This is a genomic window from Sinomonas sp. R1AF57 (assembly GCF_002224485.1).
Classification (GTDB): Bacteria; Actinomycetota; Actinomycetes; order Actinomycetales; family Micrococcaceae; genus Sinomonas; species Sinomonas flava.
Genome location: NZ_CP022463.1, coordinates 2462457 through 2486482, shown reverse-complemented (window position 1 = coordinate 2486482; position 24026 = coordinate 2462457). Strand labels below are relative to the sequence as shown.

Here is a 24026-nt window from a genome sequence, read left to right as displayed (position 1 = left end):
ACGGGACAGCGCAGCCGCCACGGGCGGACCCGCGGCGGCTGCGCTGGCGGCAGGAACCGGACTCAGTCGTCGCTGTCCCCGGCAGCCGGGGCGGCGCCCGCTCCGATCACGTGGTGCTGCGGCGCCGGCATCTCGGAGTCCGCGCCCTTGACGGACTTCCAGATCGCCTCGTTGAACGTGGCCTCGTTGATCTGGTCCTCCTTGGTCAGGTCCTGGGCCGAGGACTGCGCGGCCAGCGGCGCATTGGCACCGTTGAGCGCCGTCATCGGGTAGCTGGGCTTGACCGCCGTGTACGCTGCCGGGTTCGGGTTCGCTGTGAACGAGGCGCTCATCGGCGTCGCGTAGGCGTCGAACTGCGTGAGCGGCTTGAAGCCCGCGATGAGCCCGATGGTCCGCACCATGGAAGCCGTGCTGTAGAACGTCGAGTCGACCTTGCCCGTCTGCGTGTACGGGCTGATGGCGAGCGCCAGGGTCCGGTGGGCGTCGACATGGTCGGCGCCGTTCTGGGCGTCGTCCTCCGTCACGAAGATCGCCGTGTCCTTCCAGACCGAAGAGTGCGAGACGGTGTCGACGAGCCGGCCGAGCGCGTAGTCGTTGTCCGCGACGTACGCCTGCGGCGTCGGCGCACCGGCCTTGGTGCCCTGCGTGTGGTCATTCGGCAGGCGGACGAACTGCACCGTCGGCACGGTGCTAGCCGAGACCTGGCCGGTGAAGTCCTTGATCCACTCGTCCACGCGCGGGGTGCCGCAGTTGGCGGCCAGCGGCGCGAAGGTGCCGGTCGAGTCGGGGCACTTGAGGTCGTAGCCGCGGTAGGCGCGGTCCGTCTTCGCGTCGAGCACCGGGTCGGAGGCGACGGCACCGTTGGCGGTGTTGTTGACGAAGAAGCCGTAGTTCCGGAAGCTCACGCCCGCCTTGTCGAGCCGCTGCCACACGTACGAGTTGCCCGGCTCCTGGGCCGCGGTCTCAGGGTTGCTGTTCTCGCTCGGGTAGGGCGCCTTGCGGCCGGAGTAGTTGGCCGGCCACATCTGCTCGGCGTACGGGTTCGAGTTGGCCTGGGTCACCCAGTTCCAGCCGTTCGCGCTCACCTCGGCGTCGGCGTAGAAGTTGTCGATGGTCGTGAACTGCTTCGCGAGGGCCCGGGTGTTGGGGGCGGAGTCGTCGCCGAAGAGGGTCAGGCTCGGATCGCCGTTGCCCTTGCCGATGTCGCCGAGCACCTGGTCGTAGGTCCTGTTCTCCTTGACCACGTAGATCACGTGCTTGATCGGGCTCTGCCCGCCGGGCTGGGCAGGCACGACGGCGCCCACACCCGTCGTCGCGGGCCGGTTGTTGTTCTTGACCTGCTCGGTGGCCTTCTGCAGCTCGCCGCCGGTCGGGACCGTGTAGCTGCTGAGCGTGCCCTTGATCATGGAGCCGGAGTACTGGTCCTCGGCGGTCTTGTCAGGCGAGGTGGGGTCGGGGTGGCCGGGGCCGTCGTTCGGCCCGGCGCCGAGGCCCTTGGCGTTGGTCACGTGGAGCGCGCCGTCGCGGAAGGCCAGCGAGGACGGGTACCAGGCGCTCGGGATGACGCCGGCCACGCTGCTGTCGGCAAGGTTCACCACCGCGACGTCGTTGTTGCCCGAGTTCGCGACGAACAGCCGCCCGCCCTGCTCGTCGAGCGCGAGCCCGGTCGGGTTCGTGCCGACGGGGGCGTCCTGGTAGGGCGAGAGGCTGATGGTCTTCGCTTCGCCAGAGGCGGTGTCGACGGCGCTGACGGTGTCGGCGTCGCCGTTGGCCACGAAGAGGGTCTTGCCGTCACCGGTGATCGTGGACTTGTTCGGGTGCAGCCCGACGGTGAGCGTACGCACGACGGCGGGCTGGTCACCGGAGACGTCGACCACACTGACGTCGGAGCCGCCCTGGTTCGTGACGTAGGCGGTCTTCCCGTCCGGGGAGAGGGACACGGCAAAGGGCTTGCTGCCCGCCGGGGCGGTCTGCACAGCGCCGGTGGCCGTGTCGATGACAGAGACGGCGTCGCCGAGCTGGTCTGCGACGACGATCTTGGCGCCGTCGGGCGTGACGGCGAGGCCTGCAGGGTAGAGGTTGAGGGCCTTGCCGTCGGGCGTCTTGGTCGGGAGGGCGAGGGGCGCGCCCTCGGTGAGCTTGCCGCCGTCGTACGCGAAGGTGCGGATCTTGGCGTTCGCCGCAGCGGAGGCGTAGGCCTTGGTGCCGTCCGGGCTCCAGGCGAGCCCGACGTAGAGGGACTCGGGCGTCTTGTACGTCAGGGTCTGCTCGACCTCGCGGTCCGCGACGTCGACGAGCTGGAGCGACTGGGTGCCCTGGCCGTTGTTGGTCACGAGGAGGCGCTTGCCGTCGGGGGAGAGGGCCGAGTTCAGCGGGAGGTCGCCCAGAACGGTCTGCTCGCCCCAAGGCGTGACGCGCTGGCCGGTCGGGGTGACCGCGGTGCCGTCTCCGGAGGGCCCGGCGACGTGGGGCGCGACGGCGACGGCGATGCCCCCGCCCACGAGGGCGAGGGCTGCCGTGGCCACGATGGTTCTGCGGGAGGTCTTTGACAGTCTTGTCATACCCGTGACAGTACGGAGGGCAGCTTAACTGCGTCCCGTCCTTCGGTGACGTCCGGGTGACCGTCAGGGAGGCGTCAGTCGGCGGCCTTGCGCCCCGGGAGGACGAGGAGCGCGTCTCCGACGGCCCGCTCGGACCCTCCGGACGGGCTGGTGACGAGCGCGCCGTCGGCGACCATCGCCGTCGAGCCCCCGCCGTCGAGGTTGATGGCCTGGACCATGCCGAGCGAGGCCGCGACGTCCGCGGTCTCCTTGATGCTCAGGCCGAGGCGGTCGGTCTGGCGGCCGTCGGCGGTGACGATGAGGGTGCGGCCCTGGGCGTCGACCCCGGCGAAGGTGCGGGGGTTCCGCTTGTGGACCCAGCCGTAGTAGAAGCTGTTGCTGTCCCCGGTGTGGACCATCCCGTCGCGGCGTGCGGTGATGTTCTCCGCCCCGTCCTGGATCAGCAGGGGGCCGCCGTTGACGACGCTCGTGGACTTGTCCGCGGTGAGGGCCTTGCCGTGGCCGTCGAGCAGGTCGGTGCTGAGCTGGAGCTGGCGCCCCACGGGGGCCAGCGCGTGCAGCTGGGCGGCGGCGGACCCGGTGGCCTGGATCGTGCGGCCGCCTGCGGGGACGGCCATGCCTCGGTGCTCGTGCACCTCGGAAACGCGCCCGGAGCCGTCCAGGACGACCTCGAGCCCATCGCCCGAGGGGGTCTGGGGGCCGAAGTCGGCGGTGAAGGCCACGAGCTCGTCCGAGTCGGTGCAGGTGACGTCGTGGAGGGGGAGGGAGGTGGGGCTGTCGCCGGTGCCGCCGCAGTTGCGGATGAGGCCGGGCACCCGGTCGATTCCGTCGAGGACCAGCTCATCATCGCCGGCGCGCACGGATCCGCGCCAGGCGAGGCGCTCCACCGAGGTGCGGTTGTGCTGGCCGTCGACGACGAGTGCGGGCCGGTCGCCGACCGGCTCGCTGAGCGTGCGGCCGCCGTAGACGCCGACGCCGGCCGGGTCGCCTTCGGCACCGGCCTTCGGATCGAAGGTGAAGAAGCCCCCGTTGACGCCGGCGAGGGCGCCTTCGGCCTGGGCCAGCGCGCTGACGGTCTCGCGGCCCTGCAGGTCCGGGCCGAAGGAGGCGCTCAGCTGGCCGGTGTACTCCCGGGGGTCGATCGTGAGGACCTCGAGCTTCCACTGTCCGTGGCTGTTGTCCCCGCTGGCCGAGTCGCCGTCCCAGCCGGTGTAGACCAGCGACGAGGCGTAGCCGGCGGCCTTGATCTGCGCGACGAGCGCGGCGCCGTCGGCCTTGGCTCCGAAGTTCCCGGCGCGGACGCGGTAGCCGAGATGGCCGCCGGCGTCGGCCAGCTGCGGGGAGTCGACCGACTCCACGCGGGCCTCCACGCCCGCGGCGCGGAGGCGGTCGGCGGTCCGCTCGGCGGCCGCTTGGCTGGAGAGGGCCGCTGCGGGGGCGTCGGGGTCGGGGGAGTCGGAGGGGATGGCGACCTCGGCGGTCCAGAAGAGCGAGGCGCTGGGGGCGCCGCGGGTGATCGAGGTGCGGGTCACGCCGGGGGCGAGCTGGGCGGCCGTGCGGGTCTCGGGGAGGTCGGGGGCGCCGAGGTCGAGATGCGAGGACTGGGCCGGGGCAGCCGAAACTGCGGCGGGGGCGGTCTCGGCGGATGCAGGCACCGCGGGGGCGATGAGGGCGGTGGCCGCGGCGGCGGCACAGGCGGCGTAGAGGCGGGGGGAGTTCCAGAAGGGAGCAGACACGGCGTCCAGCGTAGGCGCGCCGCCAAGCTCTGAAGGCCCTGTTTCGCAACTGTTCACCGAGCCTTGGCGCCGCACGGAAAGGTGTTCACGGCGCGTTCACGCCCTCGGCGGTAATCGGCCCGGCCGCCTGAGGGTTCACCATGAGTTCACCCCCAGCGCGGTTTCGCGGCTTCTAGGCGTGGGAACCGGCAGAACATGGCGCGAATGACACGCAACCGGCATGCCGGCAAAGACGAGAAGGCACCTTCCATTCAGACGACGGAACCGGATTCCTCCTGGCACCAGGTCGGGGCGGGCGACCGCGTCGTCGTGCGGTTCCCCGACGGGAGGAGCGTGCAGGGCCGGCTCGACGACCTCACCGGCGATCTCGGGGCGGTGTGGGTGGTCGCCGACGGCGACCGCCGGCGCATGCTCCACCCTTCGGACGGGTTGACCGTCGGGCCGGCCTGACCGACCCGTCCACGAGAGGGCGGGGAGAGACGACAAGGCCGGGCCGGAACCACAAGGTTCCGGCCCGGCCTTTTCGGCTCAGGGGGTCAGAGCGACCCCATGCGGTCAGCCGTTTCCGCCGCCGTTGTTCGCGTGGGTGATGGAGGCGACTGCGCCGGTCTGCTCGTCGAGGAAGACCTTGTCCTTGCGCTCGTGGTGGAAGTTGAACATCGCCTCGAGTGAGCCGGCGCCGGCGTCGGCGGACGCGTCGCCGATCTGGCCGGTGCCCCAGTTGTCCTCGATGAAGCGCAGGATCGAGGCCTGGTCGGTCTGCGTGTGGTCCACGAAGTTCTTCTTGGCGTAGGGCGAGATGACCAGCAGCGGCTGTCGCGGCCCGGGCCCGCAGCGGTCGGCGTACCCGCCGGCCTCCGGGACGCCCTTGTTGTAGGCGTCCAGGCACCACGCGGCGTCGTCGGCGCTGTTGGAGGAGTTCTTCACCGCGGCGGCAACGTGGTCGTACCACCCGTCGGAGTCATCGTAGGCCAGCACGATCGCCGTGGAGTCCCAGTTCGGGGAGTTCTGGATCGCGTTGATCTGGGCGGTGATGAAGTTCTGCTCGTCCAGCGGGTCCGAGTAGGAGGCGTGGCCGTCCTGGTAGTTCGCGGCCTTCAGGAAGGAGACTGCGGGCATGTTCGAGCTGTTGACGACCTTGTCGAAGTCCGTGAGGTCGTACTGGTGGTTGGCCTGGCCGCTGTGCCCGATCTCCGCCTCGCTGGCCGGGGGGAGGTGGTGCGGGTTGGCGGTGGAGGCGTAGTACTGGAACGGCTGGTGGTGCGGGTTGTAGTCCGTGCTGGAGACCCCGGCCACGTTGCTGTGCTTGGCGAGGCACGCGGCGGGGGCCGTGTCGGTAGCCGCGGTGGTCGGCGTGAAGCCTCCCTGGAACCAGCCCCAGCTCACGCCCTTGTCGTTGAGCAGGTCGCCGATGTTCTTCCCGGTCATCCCGGCCAGGTTGTTGGCCTTGGCGTGGCTGTTGTTGGAGCAGTCGTCGTAGACCGGGTCGGGGTCGTTGATCATCGTCCCCACGCCCTGGGCGTCGGGGACGCGCACGGTGTAGTCGCTCGCGGTGGGCACCACGGGCTGGCCAGTGGCGGTGAACTCTCGGGTCCCGTGGGTCTGGCCGGAGACGAGGTTGATCGCGCCGGGGGAGGAGGGGCCGAAGACGGTGCTGAAGTGGCTGTCGCTCATGGCGTAGTTCTGGGCGTAGTTCCAGATGCCGGTGACGGTGTTCCCGTCGTAGTAGTCCATCGTCAGGCCGGGGCGCCCGTACTGGCCGGGGGCGCACGCGTCGCGGCTGGTGAACTGGACGAACTTGTCCATCGCCCCGCCGTTGTACGCCTTCTGCTCAGCGGTGTAGGTGTGGTCCTGGTCGCACGTGACGGCCTGCATCGGGCTGAGCCGGTCGGGCTGGACCGTGTTCGGGTTGTTCGGGGCCAGGAGGCCATCGTGGGACAGCGTGGCGATGTCCTTCGGCGTGTCCTCGGAGGCGGTGAACGAGGGGGCCTTCGCAGTCGAGCCCTGCAGCGTCTCGCCCGAGGCGTTCTTCGCGTTCGGGTAGGTGGCGAAGTAGTGGTCGAAGGAGACGTTCTCCCCGAAGATGACCACCACATGCTTGATAGGGGTCGCGGTGGACGCCTGCTCGCCGGCGGTGGCCGGCGCGGAGCCGAGGCCCAAGGCCCCGGCGGTCAGGGCAGTGGTGGCCAGGGCGGCGGCGCCGGTGGCAGCCAGAAGGCGCCGGCGCGGCCGAGGCCGTGAGGGGTTGTGCATGGGAGTCCAATCGTTTCGGTGCCTACCGCCCGGGATCGGTCTCCCGGCGGGTCCCACAGGTGCGGGTACCGGAACCAGGCGCCCCAGCCGCAGCGTGCCCCCTCTGCTTGACGGCAGGACTCGGAGTGTCGTCGCGGTTCCGTGTGCCCTCGGCACGCTATCGGCGCGAATTGAACCGGCGGTGAACAACCGGTTTCCGGCGAGGAGGGGACGTCAGCCGCGCAGCAGCGCCGGGAGCTCCGCCATCACTGCCTTGGCCATCAGGGATCCGCCCGCGGCGTTCGCGTGGATGCCGTCGTCGCTCAGGCCCGCGCGCCACGTCCCATCAGGGACCATGACGGTGGAGGTGACGTCCAGCCACCCGATCCCACGCTCGTCGGCCCAGCCGTGCAGGAGCGTGTTCAGCTGCAGTACCTGCGGCCCCTGGGTCGCCGAGGGCGGCACCGAGACCAGGATGGGGCGCACGCCGCGCTCGCCGACAGCGCCCACCAGCCGCTCGACGTCGTCCGCGGCCCGGGCGGGGGAGGAGCCGGCGAGCAGCATGTCGTTGGTCCCGGCCTGCACCAAGACCGTCCCGCCGCGCCGGGTGGCCTCGGGCACGCGGGTCAGGAGCGCCACGGAGGTCCAGCCGGGGTAGGAGGCGAGGGTGCCGAGCTGGGCGCCGGGAACACCGCCGTCGCCCACGGACTGCCGGAACCACGAGCCCGGCCAGCCCGAGTGCGAGTCACCGAGCACGCTGACGGTCTCGGTCCCCGCCGGCGCCGCGCCGCGGAACAGCTGCCGCGGGTCGAAGCCCGCGCCCACCCATCGCGGCGCGGTCACCGCGGCCGCCGCGAGCACGACGGCGAACGCGCCCACGAGCGCGGCCGCCCACCGCGTGCGCCGGCTCACGGCTCGCCGTCCACGCCCTCGTCGTCGATGCGGATCTCACGGCCCTGGGAGTCGAACAGCGGCCGCGCCGGCGGCTTCCGCCCGGTCTCCTGCTCCCACAGCCCCAGCTGCCGGGTGAGGGCGGCGGCGAGCTCGAAGACCTGCTCCGGGGGGATCCGGATGCGGCTCACCACCCGGCCGGGGATGAGCTCGGACGGGGTGCCGTCCGGCCCCTCGCCGGGGGTCGGGGGCTGCGTCAGGGCGACGAAGTCGAGCACGAACACGTTCGGCGTGTGCCACAGATTCGCGAAGTCGGCGAACCGGCCCTCGATGTTTTCCTCTGGCAGGGAGATCTGGAAGACCTTGGGTAGTTCGTCGTCGGTCATCCCCCCATCATGGTGCAGCCCGGCGCGCTACGCGAAGTGCCGTCCGGCCCGGCTCACGGCGCGGCCCGCTCGGGCGAGCCGGCGGACCCCGGCGCGCTACGCGAAGTGCGAGCAGCGCGCCGACCGCTGCGACGAGGGTGTCGCGGGCCCACGGGTGGGACTGGAGGTTGGTGAGGCGCGCCATGACGCGGGAGCCGAGGACGGACTTCTGGCTCGGACGACGCCGCTCGGCGTCGTACCGCGCGAGGCCTTCCCCGACGCTGGGCGCGGCCAGGAGGGCCTCGCCGAGGGCGAGTCCGTCGACGAGCGACTCGCACCCGCCGCGGCCCAGGTGCGGAGACATGGCGTGGGCGGCGTCGCCGACGAGGACGATGTTCCCGGAGACGTAGCTCTTGAGTGGGGCCAGGTCCTCGATGCGGCGGCGGTCGATGTCCCCGGGCGCGAGGGAGTCCAGGACCTCGTGGACGGCCGGGTGCCAGTCTCTGTAGAGGGCCTGGAGGACGGCGAGGGGATCGTCGTCGCGGGTGCCGGCGAGGTCGGCGCGCACGCCGGCGTACCAGTTGGAGCCGCCGCCGGGGAAGGGCGCGCGGCCGAAGATGAGGTTGCGGCCCCACGTCTCGGTGGGCCCGGTGCTCGCGACGGGGGCGACGCCGCGGAAGGCCACCGTCCCGCCGTCCCTCAGGCGTGCCTCGGGGAAGGCGGCGGCGCGCACGGAGGAGTGGACGCCGTCGGCCGCGATGACCACGTCCGCCTGGGGCAGGTCCGCGAGGGAGCGCACGGCGGCCCCGAAGCGGACGGTGCCCTCGGGGAGGCCCGCGTAGAGGCCCTCGTTGATGCTGATCCGGCTCACCGCGTGGGACTTCAGCGGCAGCGTGAGGCTGGCCAGGACCCGGCCGTCCGGGCGGAGGAGGGTGCCGGAGGTGATGTCGATGGACTGCAGGCGGCCCGCGACGCCGAGGCGCTCCAGCGCCGTGTAGGCCGTGGGCCAGACCCCGATGAGCGTGCCGGAGGTGGAGAGGGTGCTGCTGCGCTCGAGGACCTGCACGTCCCAGCCGCCCAGGGTGAGCGAGCGGGCGGCGGCGAGGCCTGCGATGCCGGCACCAACAATGGCTGCTGTGCCTTTCATGCCTCCACGCTACTGCTCAGCAGTCGCGGCTGCTCGGGCCGCTCGCGAGCGGTCCTGAGGTCAGGTGGCCGGCTGCAGCTCCGGCGCGGGCGCGGCTGGGGGTGCTGGCGCGGGGAGCGGCGTCGCCGGGGCCGTGGCGCGCGCGGCGAGCGGGCCCCGGGTGCGCGGCGCGCCGCGCCGGGAGGTCAGGGCGACGACGAGCCCATAGACGAAACCGAACGTTCCCGCACCCGCCCAGAGCACGACGGCGGTGGCCTCTGGCACCTCCTCCCCGGATCCGAGGATCGCGGCCGCGACGAGCGCAGCGCAGACGGAAAAAGGCAGGGCATAACGCCACTTCATGATGTGTCCCCCATCAAGATGCCGGCCGAGCCGGCGAAGAAATTCGACCCAGGTCCAGCGGCAGACGCCGGGAGACCTTCATTCAGCATCATACGCCGACCCCAGCTGTCCCCTTCGGCGGAAGGGCGCCGCTGTGACGCTGCCGGGATGCTGCCGGGATGCTGCCGGGATGCTGCGTGCCTTGACATCCGCCAATGTGGTCCAGCACACTGTATCCACTGATAGTTCCTATCACACGGTGATAGCTAGGCGCAGCCAATGGCGGCTGCTGAACCGAGGAAAGATGTCGATGAAGAGATTGATCCGCAATACCGTCACCCTGGGCGCGGTCGCTTCCCTGGCCCTGATGCTGGGCGCCTGCGGCAACAGCACGGCTGCGAATAGCGCTGCGGCTGGCGCATCGGCCGGCGCATCGAGCAGCGTGGACCCCAGCCTGTCCAAGCTGGTGCCGGACGATATCCGGTCGAAGGGCACCCTCGCCGGAGGGGCCTCGTTCGACACGCAGCCGATGAACTTCTACGCCCCGGGCAACAAGCCGGACGGTGTCCTGATCGACCTGCTCAACGGGGCCGCCGGGAAGCTGGGCCTCTCAATCAAGTGGTCCCAGATCCCGTATTCGGGCCTGGTCCCGGCCCTGCAGTCCAAGCGGGTCGAGATCGCCGGAGCGCAGATCAGCAAGACGCCTGAGAACAACGGAGTGGTGAACCTGCTCGCCTTCTACAAGGCGTCCTCGAGCCTCCTGGTCCCGGCAGGCAAGGACTACGCGTCGGACACTGATGCGTGCGGCACTCGGTTCGGCCTGACCACGGGCTCGACGGTGAACAAGAACATCGCCGATTCCATCAACAAGGAATGCCAGGACGCCGGCAAGCCCGAACTGCAGTACCTGTACTTCCCGAGCTTCAACGCCGGGCAGGATGCGATCCGTGCCGGACGCATCGACTCGTTCCTGAACTCCACCCCGCAGATCCAGCTGGCCGTCAAGGCCGACAAGAGCATGGCCGCCACCCTCGTCGGCAAGCTCGCCACGCGGGAGACCGGCGTCGCCCTCCCGAAGGAGTACTCGCAGCTCACCGAGGCGTTCCAGGCGGCCTTCAACGCCATGATCGCGGACGGCTCCTACAAGAAGATCCTGGACAAGTGGGACTTGGCGACGATGGCCGTCGACAAGGCCGAGATCAACGACCAGATCCCGATGTGATGAAGCAGGCCCTCATGCAACCCTCACTCAACCGCCCGGATACCGCCGTGGCTGCCCCCGCCCGTGGCCCGCGTCTGGAAGTTCCGGATACCGTAGCCGTGAAGAGGCACTACGGCCGCTGGCTCACCGTCGCCGTCCTCGCAGCCATCGCCTTCGGCGTGGTCAAGTCCCTCGCGCAGAACCCCCAGCTCGAATGGGACGTGGTCGGCCAGTACCTCTCCGACGGCCTGATCCTCGAAGGCCTCGGAGAGACATTGGTCCTCGCGATCCTCTCCATGGTCGGCGCCACGGCGATCGGGCTCCTGTTCGGGTTCTTCCGGCTCAGTACGAACCCGGTCCTCCGCACGGTGGGCAGCCTCTACGTGTGGGTCTTCCGCAGCGTCCCGGCCCTGATCCAGATCCTCTTCTGGGGAAACCTGGCCCTGTTCGCCCCGCGGCTCGGCCTCGGCATCCCGGGCACCGGCCTGACGCTCTTCTCGGCGCCCACCAACGACGTGCTCTCCCCGTTCGCAGCCTCGGTCGTGGCCCTGTCGATCGCCAACGGCGCGTACCTGGCGGAGATCATCCGCTCGGGCCTGATGTCGGTGGACGAGGGCCAGCACCTCGCGTCCTCGGCCCTGGGCCTGACCTGGTGGCAGGCCCAGCGGAAGGTCATCCTGCCGCAGGCCCTGCGCGTCATGATCCCGCCCGCAGGCAACCAGTTCATCACCCTGCTGAAGGAGACCTCCCTCGTCTCTGTCATCGCCGGCGGCGACATCCTCAGCAAGGCCGAGAACATCTCCGGCTACAACCTGAGGACCATCGAACTCCTGATCGTCGCGGCCATCTGGTACCTGCTCGTCACGAGCGCTGCGACCCTCGGGCAGAACATCATCGAGCGCCGCACCGCCCGTGCCCAGCGCCAGCAGAAGCGCAAGGCCCGGCCGGCCGAGACCCCCGTGAACGCCCAGGAGGCCACGCGATGAGCAGCGTCGACATCGTCAACGTCCACAAGAGCTTCGGCGAGAACGAGATCCTCAAGGGCATCGACATGCACGTCGGCCAGGGGGAAGTCGTCTGCCTCCTCGGCCCCTCCGGGTCCGGGAAGAGCACGCTCCTGCGCTGCGTCAACGGGCTCGTCATGCCGGACAAGGGCCACGTCTCCGTAGGTGGCACCCTGATCGGGCGCAAGGTGCACGGCGGGAAGCTGCATGACCTGAGCGGGCGCGAGGCTGCGACCCAGCGGGAGCAGATCGGCATGGTCTTCCAGCAGTTCAACCTCTTCCCCCACCTGGATGTCCGCGACAACCTCATGCTCGGCCCCCGCGCCCACTGGCTGGGCGGCAAGGCGGAGCTCGAGGAGAAGGCCCACCGCCTCCTGGGCAAGGTCGGACTCTCGAACCGTGCCAAGTCGTACCCGGCCCAGCTCTCGGGCGGCCAGCAGCAGCGCGTCGCCATCGCCCGGGCCCTGATGATGGAGCCCGACCTGATGCTCTTTGACGAGCCCACCTCGGCCCTCGACCCCGAGCTGGTCGGCGAGGTGCTCGACACCATGCGCTCCCTCGCCCAGGACGGCATGACGATGATCGTCGTCACCCACGAGATGGCCTTCGCCCGCCAGGTCGCGGACCGCGTCGTCTTCATGGCCGACGGGCACATCGTCGAGGACGCCACGCCTGCCCAGTTCTTCGACAGCCCCGGGACAGACCGCGCCCGCGCCTTCCTCCGCCTCGCCTGACCGACCCCCTGCACTACCGGAAAGACCAAGAATCATGTCACTGACAACGGAACAGCTCAGCCAGCGCCTTGCAGCGCTGCCCACCCCCAACATCGGCGACGCCATGGAGCGCCTCGGCGTCCTCGACTCCGCCATCAAGTCCGTATGGCCCGGAGGCCGCCTCGCAGGGCCGGCCTTCACGGTCTGGACCCGTGCGGGGGACAACGCCTACATCCACCGGGCCTTGGCCGAGGCAGCACCCGGGGACGTCATCGTCGTCAACGGTCAGGGCGACGAGTCCCGGGCCCTCATGGGGGACCTCATCGGTGCCCGCGCCCGCAACGCCGGCATCGCCGGCTTCGTGATCGACGGCGCCGTGCGCGACGCCGTCGGCCTCGAGCAGGTGGGCATGCCCGTCTTCGCCCGCGCCACCTCACCCGCCGGCCCCTACAAGAACGGACCTGGGGCGCTCGGCGGCCCGGTGGCCGTGGGGGGCGTAGCGGTCCTCCCCGGCGACATCGTGGTCGGCGACGCCGACGGCGCGGTGGTCGTGCCCAGCGCCAGGGCAGAGGAGATCCTGCTGGCCGCCGAGGCAGTCCAGCAGGACGAGGCGGAGAGGATGCGCGCCATCCTCGCGGCGGCCAACAACGCGGAGGAGGTGGCCGCATGCGCTGCACGGTGATCGGTCTCGGCGAGGCAGGACGCACCTACGCCCACGCCCTCCAGGGCCTGGGCCACGACGTCCTCGGATACGACGTCGCCCCCATCCCCACCCCCGAGCTGCGCCGGGCCGCGAGCATGGCCGAGGCCGTGGGACAGGCCGACGTCGTCATCGTCATGACGACGGCGCGCGCCTCGCTGCCGGTGGCGCGCGATGCGGCGCCACACCTTGCCCCGGGCACCGTCTACGCCGACTTCACCTCCGCTGCGCCGTCGGCCAAGCTCGCCCTCGAGCAGGTGCTGCCCGCAGGGGTCCAGGCAGCCGACATCGCGATCCTCGGTCCCGTGATCTCCCTCGGTGTGTCAACGCCGCTGATGGCAGCCGGGCCGGGAGCAGCCCGGATCGCCGAGCTGATGCGGCCCATGGGTGCGCCGGTCGAGGTGGTCCATGGTGCGCTCGGGGATGCGATGGCCCACAAGCTGCTGCGCAGCATCGTCATGAAGGGGCTCGCCGCCGTGGTCTGCGAGGCCGTCGAAGCGGGACACCGAGCCGGCTACGAGGAGTGGGTGCGCGGACAGATCGCCGCCGAGCTCGCTGGAGACGGGCAGGCGACGATCGACCGCTTCATCACGGGCTCTGCCAAGCACGCCGAGCGCCGGGCCGATGAGATGGCAGTGGTGGCTGACTACTGCCAGGCCCTCGGCGCACCCTCGCACATGAGTGCGGCGGCGCACGAGTCCCTCCTGGCCCTTGCAGAGTCAGCGCTGAAGAGCGCATGAGCGGTCTCTACACCATCCAGGCAGGGAACCCGAGGCAGCGGCAGGAGGTGATCGCCGCGATGCCGAGGCTCGCGGAGATCGACCCGGACCTGCGGGAGAAGGCTGTCACTGCGTGGGTCAGCGCGTGGCTCTCCAGCACGCACAGCACGCTCGAAGAGATGCCCTACTCGCTCCAGGCCCCGGAGTACCGGCTCCTTGACCACACCAACGAGGTGGCCGACGCCGGGGTCCTCCTGGCGGACTACGCCCACGGGCGGTGGGGCGTTGCCCTGGACCAGGACGTCCTGCTGGCGGCGCTGGTGCTCCACGACATCGACAAGGCGCTCCTCTACACCCGCGCCGGCACCGATGTGGTCCCGGATCCGTCCCGGGCGGGGCTGCCCCACGGGGTCCTCGGCGCGATGCTGCTGAAGGAGGCCGGCCTTCCGGACCACGTCGTGGCCCTGGTCCGCACCCACACCACCACGAGCCCGGTCAGGACCGACGGTCCTGAGGCCTGGGTCCTCCACTACGCCGACCTCTTCGCCTGCGACCACGCGTTCCGCCTGGCCGCCGGCACCGTCCCCTTCTTCCAACGAGTCTGAAGGACCATGAGCGAGACCATTCCCACCTACGATCGGCTGCTCCTGCGCACCGACGCCCCGCCCGGCTCCAGCTGGGGGCTCTTCCCCGACGACGCCGAGCGGGGCATGGCGAACTTCGCGGGCCCCGAGCAGGTCCTCAGGGGCAGGGCCACGATCCGTGACGGCATCGTGTTCAGCCTGGACTACGCCGCGGATGCCTTCGAGCCCTCCATGTCGCGCAGCCGCCGGCCGCCCGCCCAGACAGTGACCTCGGCGCATCCGGACAGCTTCGACGACGTCTGGGACGGCTACTGGCCTCAGGCCAGCAGCCACATCGACGGCCTGCGCCACCGCAGGGCCCACGGACACGGGTTCTACAACGGCGTGCCGGACAGCAGCGTCGCGGCGGGCACCCCGCACCTCGGGGTCCAGGCCTGGGCCGAGAAGCCGATCGCCGGCCGGGCGGTGATGGCCGACGTCGAACGCTACCGCGAGGACGCAGGCTCGCCGATCGACCACCAGGCCGGCGAGCCTCTCAGCCTGGCCGACATCACCGCGACGCTGGGGGCCCAGGGGTCCTCCCTCGAGCCCGGCGACATCCTCCTGCTGCACACGGGCTGGGCCGAGTGGTTCCTCGGGCTGGACCCCGCCCGCCGGGCTGGTGCGAAGGCCAAGCGCAACACGACCGGCGTCGCCCAGTCGACCGAGTTCCTGGCGTGGCTGTGGGACAGCCGCATCGCCCTGTTCGGCACCGACACCTTCGCCGTGGAGGCCCTGCCCGCCAGCCTGGACAGCCCGTTCCGGGAGACAGGGGAGGACGGCGGGATGATGCACCAGGAGCTCATCGCCAAGCTGGGCTGCCCGCTCGGGGAGCTGTGGCACCTGGCCGAACTCGCCGCCCACTGTGCCCGCACGGGGCGTTACGAGGCCTTCCTGACGGTGAAGCCGCTGAACCTGCCCGGCGCCGTGGGCTCGCCGGCGAACGCCACGGCGATCGTGTAGCGGGGCCGGCCGCCGCGTCGGCGGCGGCCGGCTGTCAGCGCATCCGGGCGGCGATGCTCGCCCCGGCGTTGACCACCTCTCGGGTCACTTCGGGGAGCCGGTCATCAGACAGGTCCTCTTCCCGGCCGGCGACCTGGACGGCCCCGAGGAGGTGGCCCTCCCGCGACCGCACGGGCGCGCTCACCGAGACCGCCCCCACCACGCGCTCGTTGCGGGAGACGGCGTACCCCTGGGCGGCGATCTCGTCGAGCAAGGACAGGTACTCGTCCCGGGGGATGGCGGTCCCCCCGGCGGTCTCCAACTTCTCCATGTCGCCCAGGACCTCGTCCCTGCCGGGCTTGTCCATGTAGGCGAGGAACACCTTCCCGGCGCCCAGGTGCAGGGGGAGCCGGCCGCCGACTGGGAGCTGGTAGCGCAGCGGGCTGCTGCCCTCCACTCTGGCGACGAGGACGCGGGCGGAGCCCAGCCGCACGGACAGCGACGCCGTCAGGCCGAGCGCCGCGGCGAGCTCCTGCAGGACCGGCGTGGCCGTGAGCACCAGGTGGTTCCCCACCAGGAACGAATGTGCCGCGGCAAGTGCCGCTGCGCCGACGCTGTACCCGGCGGAGTCCTGGGCGACGTAGTTCCTGCGCTCGAGCACCTTCAGGATGCGCTGCGCCGTCGCAATGTGCAGCCCGGTGCCGCGGGCGACCTCAGCCAGCCTGAGCGGACGCCCGCTGTCGGAGAGCAGATCCACCACATCGAACGCCCGCTCCACGGAGCGCATCGTCGACCGCTCCTGATTGGAGCCGCTCTCGTCCGCCATCGTCCCTCCTAGGGTCATGGAGAAATCTATGCCATCGCCCCGCCGCGGCCTGAACCGGTCCTTCAGCCGGCCGCTCGCCAACCCCGGGTTGACAGCGCAGTATGCGACACATCACACTGGATTGTCCTGATAGTCACTATCATACAGTGATAGCTGAGTGCGGGGCGTACGCTCCTCCAAGGAAGAGAATTTCGATGAAGAGACTCACTGAGACGCCCGACCTCTCCACGGAGGGAGCACGCATCAGCACCACAGGCCGCGGACCGGCGCAGAAGCGGGCGGTGTGGAAGACCGCGATCGCAGGCGGGGCGGGCTCCGTCATCGAATACTACGACTTCTCCCTCTACGCGAACCTCGCCATCTACCTCTCCGCCGCGTTCCTCTCCCGCAGCGATCCGGGCACAGCCCTTCTGGACACCCTCGCCGTGTTCGGCAGCGGCTTCCTCATGCGCCCGGTGGGTGCCCTCTTCTTCGGCTGGCTCGGCGACCGCCACGGCCGCCGAACCTCGCTGCTCACCAGCGTGGTCCTGATGGGGCTGGCCAGCTCCGCCGTCGGCATCCTGCCGACCTACGCGGCCCTCGGCGTCGCAGCACCCCTCCTGCTGCTGGTCCTGCGGCTGCTCCAGGGCTTCTGCGCCGGGGGAGAGGCCAGCGGGGCCTCGACCTACATCGCCGAGAGCGCGCCAGCCCGACTCCGAGGGTTCTTCGGCGCCTTCAACCCTGCCGGCATCGCGATCGGCACGGCAACGGCAGGAGGCCTCGCCGCCGTCGTCAGCGCCGTGATCGGCAGCGCGGCGATGTCCGAGTGGGGGTGGCGGGTGCCGTTCCTGCTCTCCCTCCCGCTGTCCTTCGCCGTCCTCTTCCTCCGCAGCCGCCTGCCCGAGTCCGCGCAGTTCGCCAAGAACGTCCGCACAGGGGTCGCCGCTGGCAGCCCGATCCGCGCGGCACTCGTGGGGGAGTGGCGCGCCGTCGTGAAGCTGGTCCTTCTCGCCTTCTCCATGACCTGCACTGCGTATGTCGGGCATGTCTACCTGAACACCTACCTGACGGCGCAGCTGCACCGCCCTGCCGAAGAGGCCCTCGGAACGAACTCGATCATCACCGTCGTCTTCGCCCTCCTCATGCCCTGTGCCGCCTGGGTCTCGGACCGCTTCGGCCGCCGACGGATCTACGGCGCGGCCATGGTCGGGTACATCGTCCTCGCGCTCCCGGCCTTCCAGTGGATGGCGCCGGACAGCGGGGTCCCGCTCGCGCTCGCGATGGCGGTCTCCTTCATCCCCTGGGTCTTCGCCCAGGCCGTCGGCTACCCGCTCTTCACCGAGCTCTTCGGCGCCAAGGCCCGCATGACCGGCGTGGCCTTCGGATTCGCGCTCGGCACGATCCTCGGCGGTGGTTTCGGGCCCTTCGTCGCCCAGCTCCTCATGACAGCGACCCACTGGACCCTTGCGCCCGCTGCGTACATGGCGGCGTCGGCCCTCGTCGGCCTCGCCGCGCTCCGGTTCGTCGGGCCCTCCAAGATCGATGACGTCCCCGCCGAGACCGCCGCGGAACCGGAACGGGGCTGAATGGGCGAGCTCGAGGAGGCGCTGAAGGGGGCCATCGACCTCCACACCCACCCCGCGCCGGACATCGTCCAGCGTTCCCAGACGGTTGCCGAGGCCATCATCGACTTCGCCGCGGCGGGCTACGGCGGGTTCGTGGCCAAGTCCCACGTCGCCTCGACAGCCAGCCTCTGCCGTGCCGCCAATACCGGTGCGCAGGCGCGGGCTATCGGGGCCATCGCCCTCAACCGGCCCGTCGGCGGCCTGAATGCCGGCGCGGTCGAGGTTGCAGCCCGTCTCGGCGCCCGCGTGGTCTGGCTTCCGACAGTGGACAGCCGAAGGCAGCGCGAGCAGGCTACGACTCCCGGGCCGGCGCCCGTCTGGGCAGACACCCAGGCAGAGCTGGCCCGCACGCCCGGGTACGGACCGCCGATCACGGTGCTCGGGGACAGCGGCGTCGTGCCCGAACTCCACGACGTCCTCGACGTCGTGCGAGAACACGGGCTGCTCCTGGCCACTGGCCATCTCGACTGCGACGAGGTGTTCGCCGTCATCGACGCGGCAAAGGACCACGGCATCGATCGCATCATGGTCACCCACCCCGATCTCCCGCGGCAGCGGATCACCCTCGAGGCCCAGATCGAGATGGCCCGGCGCGGTGCCTGGATCGAGAGGACCATGGCATCCGTCCTCGAAGGCAAGCTCCCCCTCGAGAACGCACTGCGGGGCATCCGAGCCTGCGGACCGGGTTCCACTCTCCTCACCGGAGACCTCGGCCAGCCGCACAACGGACCCATCGCCGACGGAATGAAGCGGTGGGCGGCCTGTCTGCACGACGCCGGATTCGCCCCTCAGCAGATCCACGAGCTCCTTGTGACCAACCCGCGGGAGGCCCTTCAGTTTTAGCATTTCGTCATTGACTTGCGCCCGTTTTGAATTCGTGCGAAAGCCCTGTAAGTCTGGTCCTGCAGCAGCAGCTGCCACGGTTGCCATTGCCGTGCCGCTCAAGACGATGGGGGCCAAGAATGAGTCGGAAGATGAGCTACCGGCGCCGTGAATGGGCGCTGCGCAACGAGCACAGGATCAATGCCGTTTCCGGCGTTCTGGTCGTGGCCGCCGCACTGGCCGTGGCCGCGTTCATCCTCCTGAACCTCAACCGGTAGCAGTCCGGCAGGGGCCCCTCTCCCCACCTACTTCCGCACGCGCGCTGCGTCCATAGCAGCGCGGCACGCTACGTCCTGTTCCTCGAGGGCACGCACGACGACGAGGTGCGGCGCCCGCTGCTCGAAGGCGGGCCTTGGCGGACGCGGCGCTCACCGGCCCCTTCCGCGTGCGCACCGCGGCGCGCGACGTCCCGGGCCATGGGGGCGGCTGAGCGGGGACGGAAGCGCCGGCTCAGTATGCGCCGCTCTTCCCGACGACAGCCCGGAGGGTCCGCAGCACGATCATGAAGTCCTGGGTGAGCGACCAGTTCTCCACGTAGTAGAGGTCGAGACGGATCGAGTCCTCCCAGGAGAGGTCGCTGCGCCCGGAGACCTGCCAGAGGCCGGTAATGCCGGGCTTGACCAGGAGACGGCGGTGAGCGAAGTCGTCGTAGCCGGCCACCTCGGAGGGCAGCGGCGGACGGGGCCCGACGAGGCTCATCTCGCCGCGGAGCACGTTGACCAGCTGGGGGAGCTCATCGATGGAGTACCGGCGCAGCACGCGGCCGAGCCGCGTGATGCGGGGATCGTGCTTCATCTTGAAGAGCAGTCCCGCGCCCTCGTTGTTGAGCTGGAGCTCCTTGAGGCGTGCCTCGGCGTCCACGACCATCGAACGGAACTTCAGCATCTGGAAGGACTTGCCGGCCCGCCCGATACGGGTCTGCCGGAAGATGACGGGCCCGGGGTCATCGACGAAGACCGCGAGGGCCACGAGGAGCATGGGGATGCTCAGCACCGCCAGGATGCCGAGGCTCGCGACGATGTCCACGCTCCGCTTGAGCACCCGTTTGCCGCCCGTGAGCTTCGGAGTGGTCACGTGGATCAGCGGCAGACCCGCGACCGGCTGCGTGCGGATCCGGGGTCCGGCGATGTCGGTGAGCGCGGGGGCCACGATCATTCCCACATCCCGGGCGGCAAGCTGCCAGCCGAGCTGCCGGAGGACCTGCGGGGGAAGGGCCGCGCCCGAGATGGCGACCGCGTCGACTCCCGTCCGCTCGACGATGCTCACGATGCTGTCGAGGTCCTCGGCGTAGCCCAGGACGGGGAGCTCGCGCACCGGCGTGCGCAGCTCGGCACCCGGGTAACCCGGCAGATATGCGGCGATCGGAAGATAGCCGGCCTCGAGGTGCTCGCTAAGCTGACGCCCGGTGTGGGCGGCAGCCGCGGGGGAGCCCACGACGAGAACCCGCCGTAGGTGTTTGCCGTTGCTGCGAGCCGACACCAGGACGGCACGCATCACCCACCGAGCTCCGAGCAAAGTCACGATGCCCAGCGGCAATGCCACAGCCACGTAACCGCGAGCAGTGTCGAGCTGGAAGACGTAGGAGACGATCGCGATAGCGCCGAAGAGCCACAGGGACGCGGTGACGACGCGCTTGTACTCCTCAGGCCCGTAGCCCAGAATGCTCGTCTCCCTTGTGCCCCAGGCACCGAGGACCACCCACCAGAGCGCAGCCAGGACGATCGTCACGAGCCAGTAGGGCGCGACCCATTCTCCTGCCAGCGCGACGTTGGAGGGGTCCGTTGGCCCGAACCGAAGCACTTGCGCCCCTGCAGCGGACCAGGCCACGCAAACCAAGTCGATAAGCGCCAGCGCCGTGGTCCCCGGGGAGGTGGCCTTTGGGTGCCGAGCGGTCCCGCTAAGCCGAGCAGCAATCGCGCTGAGCATCTACCTGCCACTCCTCCACTTCCGGCTCCGGTCGGCGGCCGATAGCAAAGATGCACTCATCCTCAAGAGTGGTGTTGATCACAGCAGGCCCCTTCCCCCACTTGTAACCAACTCTACCGGTGTTCACGCGCGATCGGTCAAAGCGTCGGCGGCTAGGCTGAGCCACAGCATCGTTGCTGGCAGTGTCTTCGGGAGCCGCGTGCTACCGTCGCCATCGGATTTCGGCAACGATACCCAGAAGGGTAGCATTAGGACGCTTGTCTGTACGCATAATTTGGGGGGATCATTTCTCATGCATCAGAAGTTTCGACTCTGGCGAGGGCTTGCAGTTCCAACGTTCTTGAACAACTAGTTGCCAAGCATGCATGTTCAAGAAGACGAAGGAACGCAATGAATGAAGTGAGCGGAACGACCGATATCCAAAAGGGCATGAGGAGAACTGTCGTCCTCGATCAGTGGGGGCTGGGTCTCCCAGGCGCCGACCGCGGCCTAGGGCGTTACGCCCGGCAACTGCGAGAAGCCGCTGCAGGGCTACCCGACTGGAATGTTGTAGAACTTGCCCGGGGCGACGCGCCAGGTTACCGCCGACTCGGCGCGCGACTTAGAGAACTGAGTGAAAGCGGGAAAATAGTTTATCACTCCACCACTCCTTTTCATCTGCCCTTGCGAAAGCAGTTGCCGTGGGTTTCTTCCATACAAGACACTATCCCGTTAGATCTAAAAGCATATCAACGGATGGGGATACGCACGCGCCTGGCCTATAACAACGCAAAGCGGGCGGACGCCATTTTTGCGAATTCTCAGTACACCGCGCAGCGAATCGAAGAGCGTATGGGCATTCCCAGTGACCGGATCGCAATCGGCTCGCTCCCCGTGAGTTCGGTCTTCTTCAGGGAAGACGTCAGCCAAAGAGTAGAACATCCAGAACCGCGTTCACGGCCGTATGTGGTGGGCTTGGCGGACATGAGAACCCCAGATCCTCGCAAGCGCTATAAGTGGATCGACGATCTTGCGAAGTGGCTGCGTTCCGCGGGCATATCTACCGTGGTGACGGGAAGAGGCCTCTCGGCTGAACAGTTCCCCTATTGTGAAGTTATCGGCCCAAAAAATGACGCGCAGTTAGCCGCCCTATATGCAGGGGCTGTCGCATTTTTCTACCCTTCAGCCTACGAGGGCCAAGGGCTTCCACCGCTAGAGGCAATGGCCACAGGTTGTCCAGTGTTTGCATTTGCAAATTCGTCTATAACTGAGATGGTCGGTGATGGCGGATTCCTACTCGAAGATCCTGCACCTTGGGAGACTCAGGTATTTGACGAGCCTCTGCCTGCCGCATCAGCAGCCGAAGTCACTTCCAAGATCGTTTCTATCGTGCATGACGGGGGCGCGCTTCGCGAAATTCGTGATCGTGGACGTGAAAGAGCGAGGGCGCTGACGTGGGAAGCCTTCAGAGCAGGCCTATCTCGGGCTTATGAAACGGCTGATGAATCGTGATGAAGGGGATTGTAGCGCTCAACGACTTCGTGTCCACAAGAGGCATAAGCGGTTCAAGTCGGGGAGCACATCTGATCCGAGCTGCGCTCGAGGGCCAATTTGACGTTGTGACGCTGACTCCAGATCGCATCGCTCGAACTCGCCTTTCGCGGCTCTCCGATCTAGTTCTTTGGGATAGGCGAAGAGCAGCTAAGAAAGCACGAGACGCGGGAGCCGCTGCAGTCGTGCACCTAGCGAACACCGGCGGTCGCGTAGCCGGCGTTCAGTCCATTGTCTTGATGCACGACACAATGGTGCTTGACCACTGGCGCGACTTCGACCTCGGCTACGCTGCGTATGCGCGCCTACAATTTGGACACGCCGTGCGTCAAGCCCATCGAATCGTCACCCCGTCCAACCACAGCAAGTCGCGAATCAAGAAGTACTGGCCGTTCGCCGATGTACAGGTCATACCTTGGCCGTGCCCGGGCGAAGTCACCGCTCATCCGCTAAAAGAGCGGCAGGCCCAAGTCTTGGTTGTGGCCTCTGCGGATCGCCACAAGCGACTGCCATTGGCAGTCGAGGTGCTTTCACAGGTGCGGGAATCGGGAATCAAGATCGATCTTCATTTCGTGGTGAGAGCCGGTAACGGCATGCGCGACTTTCAGGAGACTGTGAATGCCGCTGACCCGGAATCGCACTGGATCAAGGTGCATGAGAACCTGGAACAAGATGAGCTCGAATCTCTATACCGTGACTCGTATTGCCTAATGGTCCCTTCTCTGGACGAAGGCTATTGTCTCCCAGCCATTGAGGCCGCAAGACATGGAACTCCCGTCGTACATGCAGATAGAGGCGCCCTGCCAGAGGTAGTTCCAATCGGTGACGGCGGCCGCCGCGAAGGTGAAGACGACGCGGATCTCCTTGCCCGCCGGCTCAAAGCAGTTCTCAGCCCGTTGACGTGGACCGCGCAAAGCGTCTCCGTGCAGTCGGCTGCCACTGCCCGATCCCAGACGACATTTGTAGAAGAGTGGAATCGGCTCGTCGAAAGTACACTGCGTTGAAAGTAGTGATTCTCCACGGCAGCAACGACGCCTACGGAGCAAGTAGGGTGCTTGTGGACCAGGTCGCAGCGCTTGAGTCGCTTGGGTGCGATGTAGGCGTAATCTTGCCCTCCGACGGTCCTCTTCGGCGGCTTTTTCTTGCGGCCAATTTGCACCCGCGTCTTGACATTAGACCCAGAATGGCGGTCCTGAGGCGGAGCAAGCTGAGCGATCTTTGTTCTCTCACCCCAACGCCCAAAGCGACTTTCGGATCAGATCTCGTAATACTCTGGACGCTAGCCCTCGTAATACACGTCCCACAGCTGCTCGCAGCACAACGCAAGATCGTGCTTTCGGTTCATGAACTGCTTGACAACAATCTTGGTAACTATTTAGTGCGCTTTTTCGTTGCGCCGTTTTCTTTCCCGGTCCAGGCAGCGAGCTACGCCGTCAAAGCATGGCTCGTGGGAGCTGGAGTCGGCGCGGAACGGATCTTCGTCGCATATCCCGTGATCGAGGGTCAACCTGTTTCTCCTCGACCATTGTGCGCCGAGAGTCTAAATATCGCCGTCGTCGGCCGTGTGAACGGTACAAAAGGCCACTCAGAAGTCGCCCGAGCCTTCCGTACCTACTTGGCCCACAAGCAACAATGGCGCTTGAGCCTTTATGGCTCGCCATACGTGAGTCAAAGGAAGGAATTGGACGAGCTCCTCGAAGAGATCAAGGACGATTCCAGAATAAGATACCGAGGCGAGCGGCCGTTTGGTGAGATCGCCCAAGAGGTTGATGCGGTGGCGAGCTTTCCGCAAAAGCCGGAATCCTTCGGCCTTGTTCCTCTTGAAGGCTGGTTCCACGGTTTGAGAAGCGTCGGTTGGCGTTGGGGCGGAGCTGCTGAGGTGCTGAGGATTGTGGGAGGCCTTGATTGTGAGCGTCCTCAAGACGCCGAAGCGCGTTTGGTTTCGATTTCTTGTGCGCTAGAAGAGCTGTCCTGCGGTCGTGGAGTTCCAGCCACGGAACAGCATGTCCTACCCCATTTTTCAAGAGAACGCCGCAAGCAGAACACTAGGGAGATGCTCGAGGCGGCTGGGCTTCCTAGGATTGAATAGAGCGGAATTGGAGA

At 68.4% G+C, this 24026-nt stretch carries 23 protein-coding genes; 14 read left to right on the top strand and 9 right to left on the bottom strand.

Going from position 1 to position 24026, the window contains the following annotated elements:
- Positions 1–62: 62 nt before the first annotated feature.
- Positions 63–2561, bottom strand: coding sequence for an alkaline phosphatase family protein (locus tag CGQ25_RS11395; RefSeq protein ID WP_208709793.1), 2499 nt, complete (start codon positions 2559–2561; stop codon positions 63–65).
- Positions 2562–2635: 74 nt separating this feature from the next.
- A complete protein-coding gene (locus tag CGQ25_RS11390) occupies positions 2636–4297 on the bottom strand; it encodes a phosphodiester glycosidase family protein (protein WP_208709791.1) in 1662 nt (553 codons plus the stop codon).
- A 204-nt stretch (positions 4298–4501) separates the two neighbouring features.
- Between CGQ25_RS11390 and CGQ25_RS11385 the strand changes: the two genes are divergently transcribed.
- On the top strand, positions 4502–4747 hold the full coding sequence (locus CGQ25_RS11385; protein ID WP_208709789.1) for a hypothetical protein: 246 nt from the start codon (positions 4502–4504) through the stop codon (positions 4745–4747).
- A gap of 105 nt (positions 4748–4852) precedes the next feature.
- On the opposite strand, the gene CGQ25_RS11380 is transcribed toward CGQ25_RS11385, so the two are convergent.
- From CGQ25_RS11380 to CGQ25_RS11360, 5 genes are all read right to left on the bottom strand, one after another.
- Positions 4853–6550: a phospholipase C gene (locus CGQ25_RS11380; RefSeq protein ID WP_208709787.1), complete on the bottom strand. Its 1698-nt coding sequence runs from the start codon at positions 6548–6550 to the stop codon at positions 4853–4855.
- 213 nt (positions 6551–6763) lie between these two features.
- Positions 6764–7441 (bottom strand): SGNH/GDSL hydrolase family protein, encoded by a 678-nt coding sequence (locus tag CGQ25_RS11375; protein WP_208709785.1) that lies wholly within the window; start codon positions 7439–7441, stop codon positions 6764–6766.
- Positions 7438–7806, bottom strand: a complete 369-nt coding sequence (locus tag CGQ25_RS11370; protein ID WP_208709783.1) for a DUF3467 domain-containing protein — start codon at positions 7804–7806, stop codon at positions 7438–7440. The genes CGQ25_RS11375 and CGQ25_RS11370 overlap by 4 nt, the downstream gene beginning before the upstream one ends.
- Positions 7807–7813: 7 nt before the next feature.
- Positions 7814–8932 (bottom strand): FAD-dependent monooxygenase, encoded by a 1119-nt coding sequence (locus CGQ25_RS11365; protein WP_208709780.1) that lies wholly within the window; start codon positions 8930–8932, stop codon positions 7814–7816.
- Between the two features lie 60 nt (positions 8933–8992).
- Positions 8993–9274, bottom strand: coding sequence for a hypothetical protein (locus CGQ25_RS11360; protein WP_208709779.1), 282 nt, complete (start codon positions 9272–9274; stop codon positions 8993–8995).
- Between the two features lie 289 nt (positions 9275–9563).
- Between CGQ25_RS11360 and CGQ25_RS11355 the strand changes: the two genes are divergently transcribed.
- The 7 genes from CGQ25_RS11355 (at position 9564) to CGQ25_RS11325 (ending at position 15176) form a co-directional block, all read left to right on the top strand.
- A complete protein-coding gene (locus tag CGQ25_RS11355) occupies positions 9564–10475 on the top strand; it encodes a transporter substrate-binding domain-containing protein (protein WP_208709777.1) in 912 nt (303 codons plus the stop codon).
- A 98-nt stretch (positions 10476–10573) separates the two neighbouring features.
- Positions 10574–11440 (top strand): amino acid ABC transporter permease, encoded by an 867-nt coding sequence (locus tag CGQ25_RS11350; RefSeq protein ID WP_208709776.1) that lies wholly within the window; start codon positions 10574–10576, stop codon positions 11438–11440.
- Positions 11437–12192: an amino acid ABC transporter ATP-binding protein gene (locus CGQ25_RS11345; protein ID WP_208709774.1), complete on the top strand. Its 756-nt coding sequence runs from the start codon at positions 11437–11439 to the stop codon at positions 12190–12192. Before CGQ25_RS11350 ends, CGQ25_RS11345 begins: the two co-directional genes overlap by 4 nt.
- A gap of 34 nt (positions 12193–12226) precedes the next feature.
- Positions 12227–12853, top strand: a complete 627-nt coding sequence (locus CGQ25_RS11340; RefSeq protein WP_208709772.1) for an RraA family protein — start codon at positions 12227–12229, stop codon at positions 12851–12853.
- Complete coding sequence (locus CGQ25_RS11335) at positions 12838–13611, top strand: NAD(P)-dependent oxidoreductase (RefSeq protein WP_208709770.1); 774 nt, start codon at positions 12838–12840, stop codon at positions 13609–13611. Before CGQ25_RS11340 ends, CGQ25_RS11335 begins: the two co-directional genes overlap by 16 nt.
- Positions 13608–14195 (top strand): HD domain-containing protein, encoded by a 588-nt coding sequence (locus CGQ25_RS11330; protein WP_208709768.1) that lies wholly within the window; start codon positions 13608–13610, stop codon positions 14193–14195. Before CGQ25_RS11335 ends, CGQ25_RS11330 begins: the two co-directional genes overlap by 4 nt.
- Before the next feature lie 6 nt (positions 14196–14201).
- The gene (locus tag CGQ25_RS11325; RefSeq protein WP_208709766.1) at positions 14202–15176 is read left to right on the top strand and encodes a cyclase family protein; all 975 of its coding nucleotides are present in this window, start codon (positions 14202–14204) and stop codon (positions 15174–15176) included.
- Between the two features lie 34 nt (positions 15177–15210).
- Here CGQ25_RS11325 and CGQ25_RS11320 read toward each other — a convergent pair whose 3' ends face one another.
- The gene (locus CGQ25_RS11320; RefSeq protein ID WP_208709764.1) at positions 15211–15981 is read right to left on the bottom strand and encodes an IclR family transcriptional regulator; all 771 of its coding nucleotides are present in this window, start codon (positions 15979–15981) and stop codon (positions 15211–15213) included.
- A 194-nt stretch (positions 15982–16175) separates the two neighbouring features.
- On the opposite strand from CGQ25_RS11320, the gene CGQ25_RS11315 reads away from it, so the two are divergent.
- The 3 genes from CGQ25_RS11315 (at position 16176) to CGQ25_RS18480 (ending at position 18685) form a co-directional block, all read left to right on the top strand.
- Positions 16176–17546, top strand: a complete 1371-nt coding sequence (locus tag CGQ25_RS11315; RefSeq protein ID WP_208709763.1) for an MFS transporter — start codon at positions 16176–16178, stop codon at positions 17544–17546.
- Positions 17547–18428 (top strand): DUF6282 family protein, encoded by an 882-nt coding sequence (locus CGQ25_RS11310; protein ID WP_208709761.1) that lies wholly within the window; start codon positions 17547–17549, stop codon positions 18426–18428.
- 131 nt (positions 18429–18559) lie between these two features.
- Positions 18560–18685 carry a hypothetical protein gene (locus tag CGQ25_RS18480; protein WP_255405261.1) on the top strand — a complete coding sequence of 42 codons (126 nt, stop codon included), beginning with the start codon at positions 18560–18562 and terminating at the stop codon, positions 18683–18685.
- Positions 18686–18917: 232 nt separating this feature from the next.
- On the opposite strand, the gene CGQ25_RS11305 is transcribed toward CGQ25_RS18480, so the two are convergent.
- Positions 18918–20393 carry a sugar transferase gene (locus tag CGQ25_RS11305; protein ID WP_208709759.1) on the bottom strand — a complete coding sequence of 492 codons (1476 nt, stop codon included), beginning with the start codon at positions 20391–20393 and terminating at the stop codon, positions 18918–18920.
- 390 nt (positions 20394–20783) lie between these two features.
- On the opposite strand from CGQ25_RS11305, the gene CGQ25_RS11300 reads away from it, so the two are divergent.
- From CGQ25_RS11300 to CGQ25_RS11290, 3 genes are all read left to right on the top strand, one after another.
- Positions 20784–21884, top strand: coding sequence for a glycosyltransferase (locus CGQ25_RS11300; protein ID WP_208709758.1), 1101 nt, complete (start codon positions 20784–20786; stop codon positions 21882–21884).
- 278 nt (positions 21885–22162) lie between these two features.
- Positions 22163–22927, top strand: coding sequence for a glycosyltransferase (locus CGQ25_RS11295; RefSeq protein ID WP_208709756.1), 765 nt, complete (start codon positions 22163–22165; stop codon positions 22925–22927).
- Positions 22928–23253: 326 nt separating this feature from the next.
- Positions 23254–24012, top strand: a complete 759-nt coding sequence (locus CGQ25_RS11290; RefSeq protein ID WP_208709754.1) for a glycosyltransferase — start codon at positions 23254–23256, stop codon at positions 24010–24012.
- Positions 24013–24026 lie beyond the last annotated feature (14 nt).

Bases quoted from the DNA above. Each gene is read 5' to 3' on its own strand.
- CGQ25_RS11395 (WP_208709793.1), bottom strand. From the start codon at position 2,561: ATGACAAGACTGTCAAAGACCTCCCGCAGAACCATCGTGGCCACGGCA.
- CGQ25_RS11385 (WP_208709789.1), top strand. From the start codon at position 4,502: ATGACACGCAACCGGCATGCCGGCAAAGACGAGAAGGCACCTTCCATT.
- CGQ25_RS11380 (WP_208709787.1), bottom strand. From the start codon at position 6,550: ATGCACAACCCCTCACGGCCTCGGCCGCGCCGGCGCCTTCTGGCTGCC.
- CGQ25_RS11370 (WP_208709783.1), bottom strand. From the start codon at position 7,806: ATGACCGACGACGAACTACCCAAGGTCTTCCAGATCTCCCTGCCAGAG.
- CGQ25_RS11365 (WP_208709780.1), bottom strand. From the start codon at position 8,932: ATGAAAGGCACAGCAGCCATTGTTGGTGCCGGCATCGCAGGCCTCGCC.
- CGQ25_RS11360 (WP_208709779.1), bottom strand. From the start codon at position 9,274: ATGAAGTGGCGTTATGCCCTGCCTTTTTCCGTCTGCGCTGCGCTCGTC.
- CGQ25_RS11355 (WP_208709777.1), top strand. From the start codon at position 9,564: ATGAAGAGATTGATCCGCAATACCGTCACCCTGGGCGCGGTCGCTTCC.
- CGQ25_RS11345 (WP_208709774.1), top strand. From the start codon at position 11,437: ATGAGCAGCGTCGACATCGTCAACGTCCACAAGAGCTTCGGCGAGAAC.
- CGQ25_RS11340 (WP_208709772.1), top strand. From the start codon at position 12,227: ATGTCACTGACAACGGAACAGCTCAGCCAGCGCCTTGCAGCGCTGCCC.
- CGQ25_RS11335 (WP_208709770.1), top strand. From the start codon at position 12,838: ATGCGCTGCACGGTGATCGGTCTCGGCGAGGCAGGACGCACCTACGCC.
- CGQ25_RS11330 (WP_208709768.1), top strand. From the start codon at position 13,608: ATGAGCGGTCTCTACACCATCCAGGCAGGGAACCCGAGGCAGCGGCAG.
- CGQ25_RS11325 (WP_208709766.1), top strand. From the start codon at position 14,202: ATGAGCGAGACCATTCCCACCTACGATCGGCTGCTCCTGCGCACCGAC.
- CGQ25_RS11320 (WP_208709764.1), bottom strand. From the start codon at position 15,981: ATGGCGGACGAGAGCGGCTCCAATCAGGAGCGGTCGACGATGCGCTCC.
- CGQ25_RS11315 (WP_208709763.1), top strand. From the start codon at position 16,176: ATGAAGAGACTCACTGAGACGCCCGACCTCTCCACGGAGGGAGCACGC.
- CGQ25_RS11310 (WP_208709761.1), top strand. From the start codon at position 17,547: ATGGGCGAGCTCGAGGAGGCGCTGAAGGGGGCCATCGACCTCCACACC.
- CGQ25_RS18480 (WP_255405261.1), top strand. From the start codon at position 18,560: ATGAGCTACCGGCGCCGTGAATGGGCGCTGCGCAACGAGCACAGGATC.
- CGQ25_RS11305 (WP_208709759.1), bottom strand. From the start codon at position 20,393: ATGCTCAGCGCGATTGCTGCTCGGCTTAGCGGGACCGCTCGGCACCCA.
- CGQ25_RS11300 (WP_208709758.1), top strand. From the start codon at position 20,784: ATGAATGAAGTGAGCGGAACGACCGATATCCAAAAGGGCATGAGGAGA.
- CGQ25_RS11295 (WP_208709756.1), top strand. From the start codon at position 22,163: ATGCACGACACAATGGTGCTTGACCACTGGCGCGACTTCGACCTCGGC.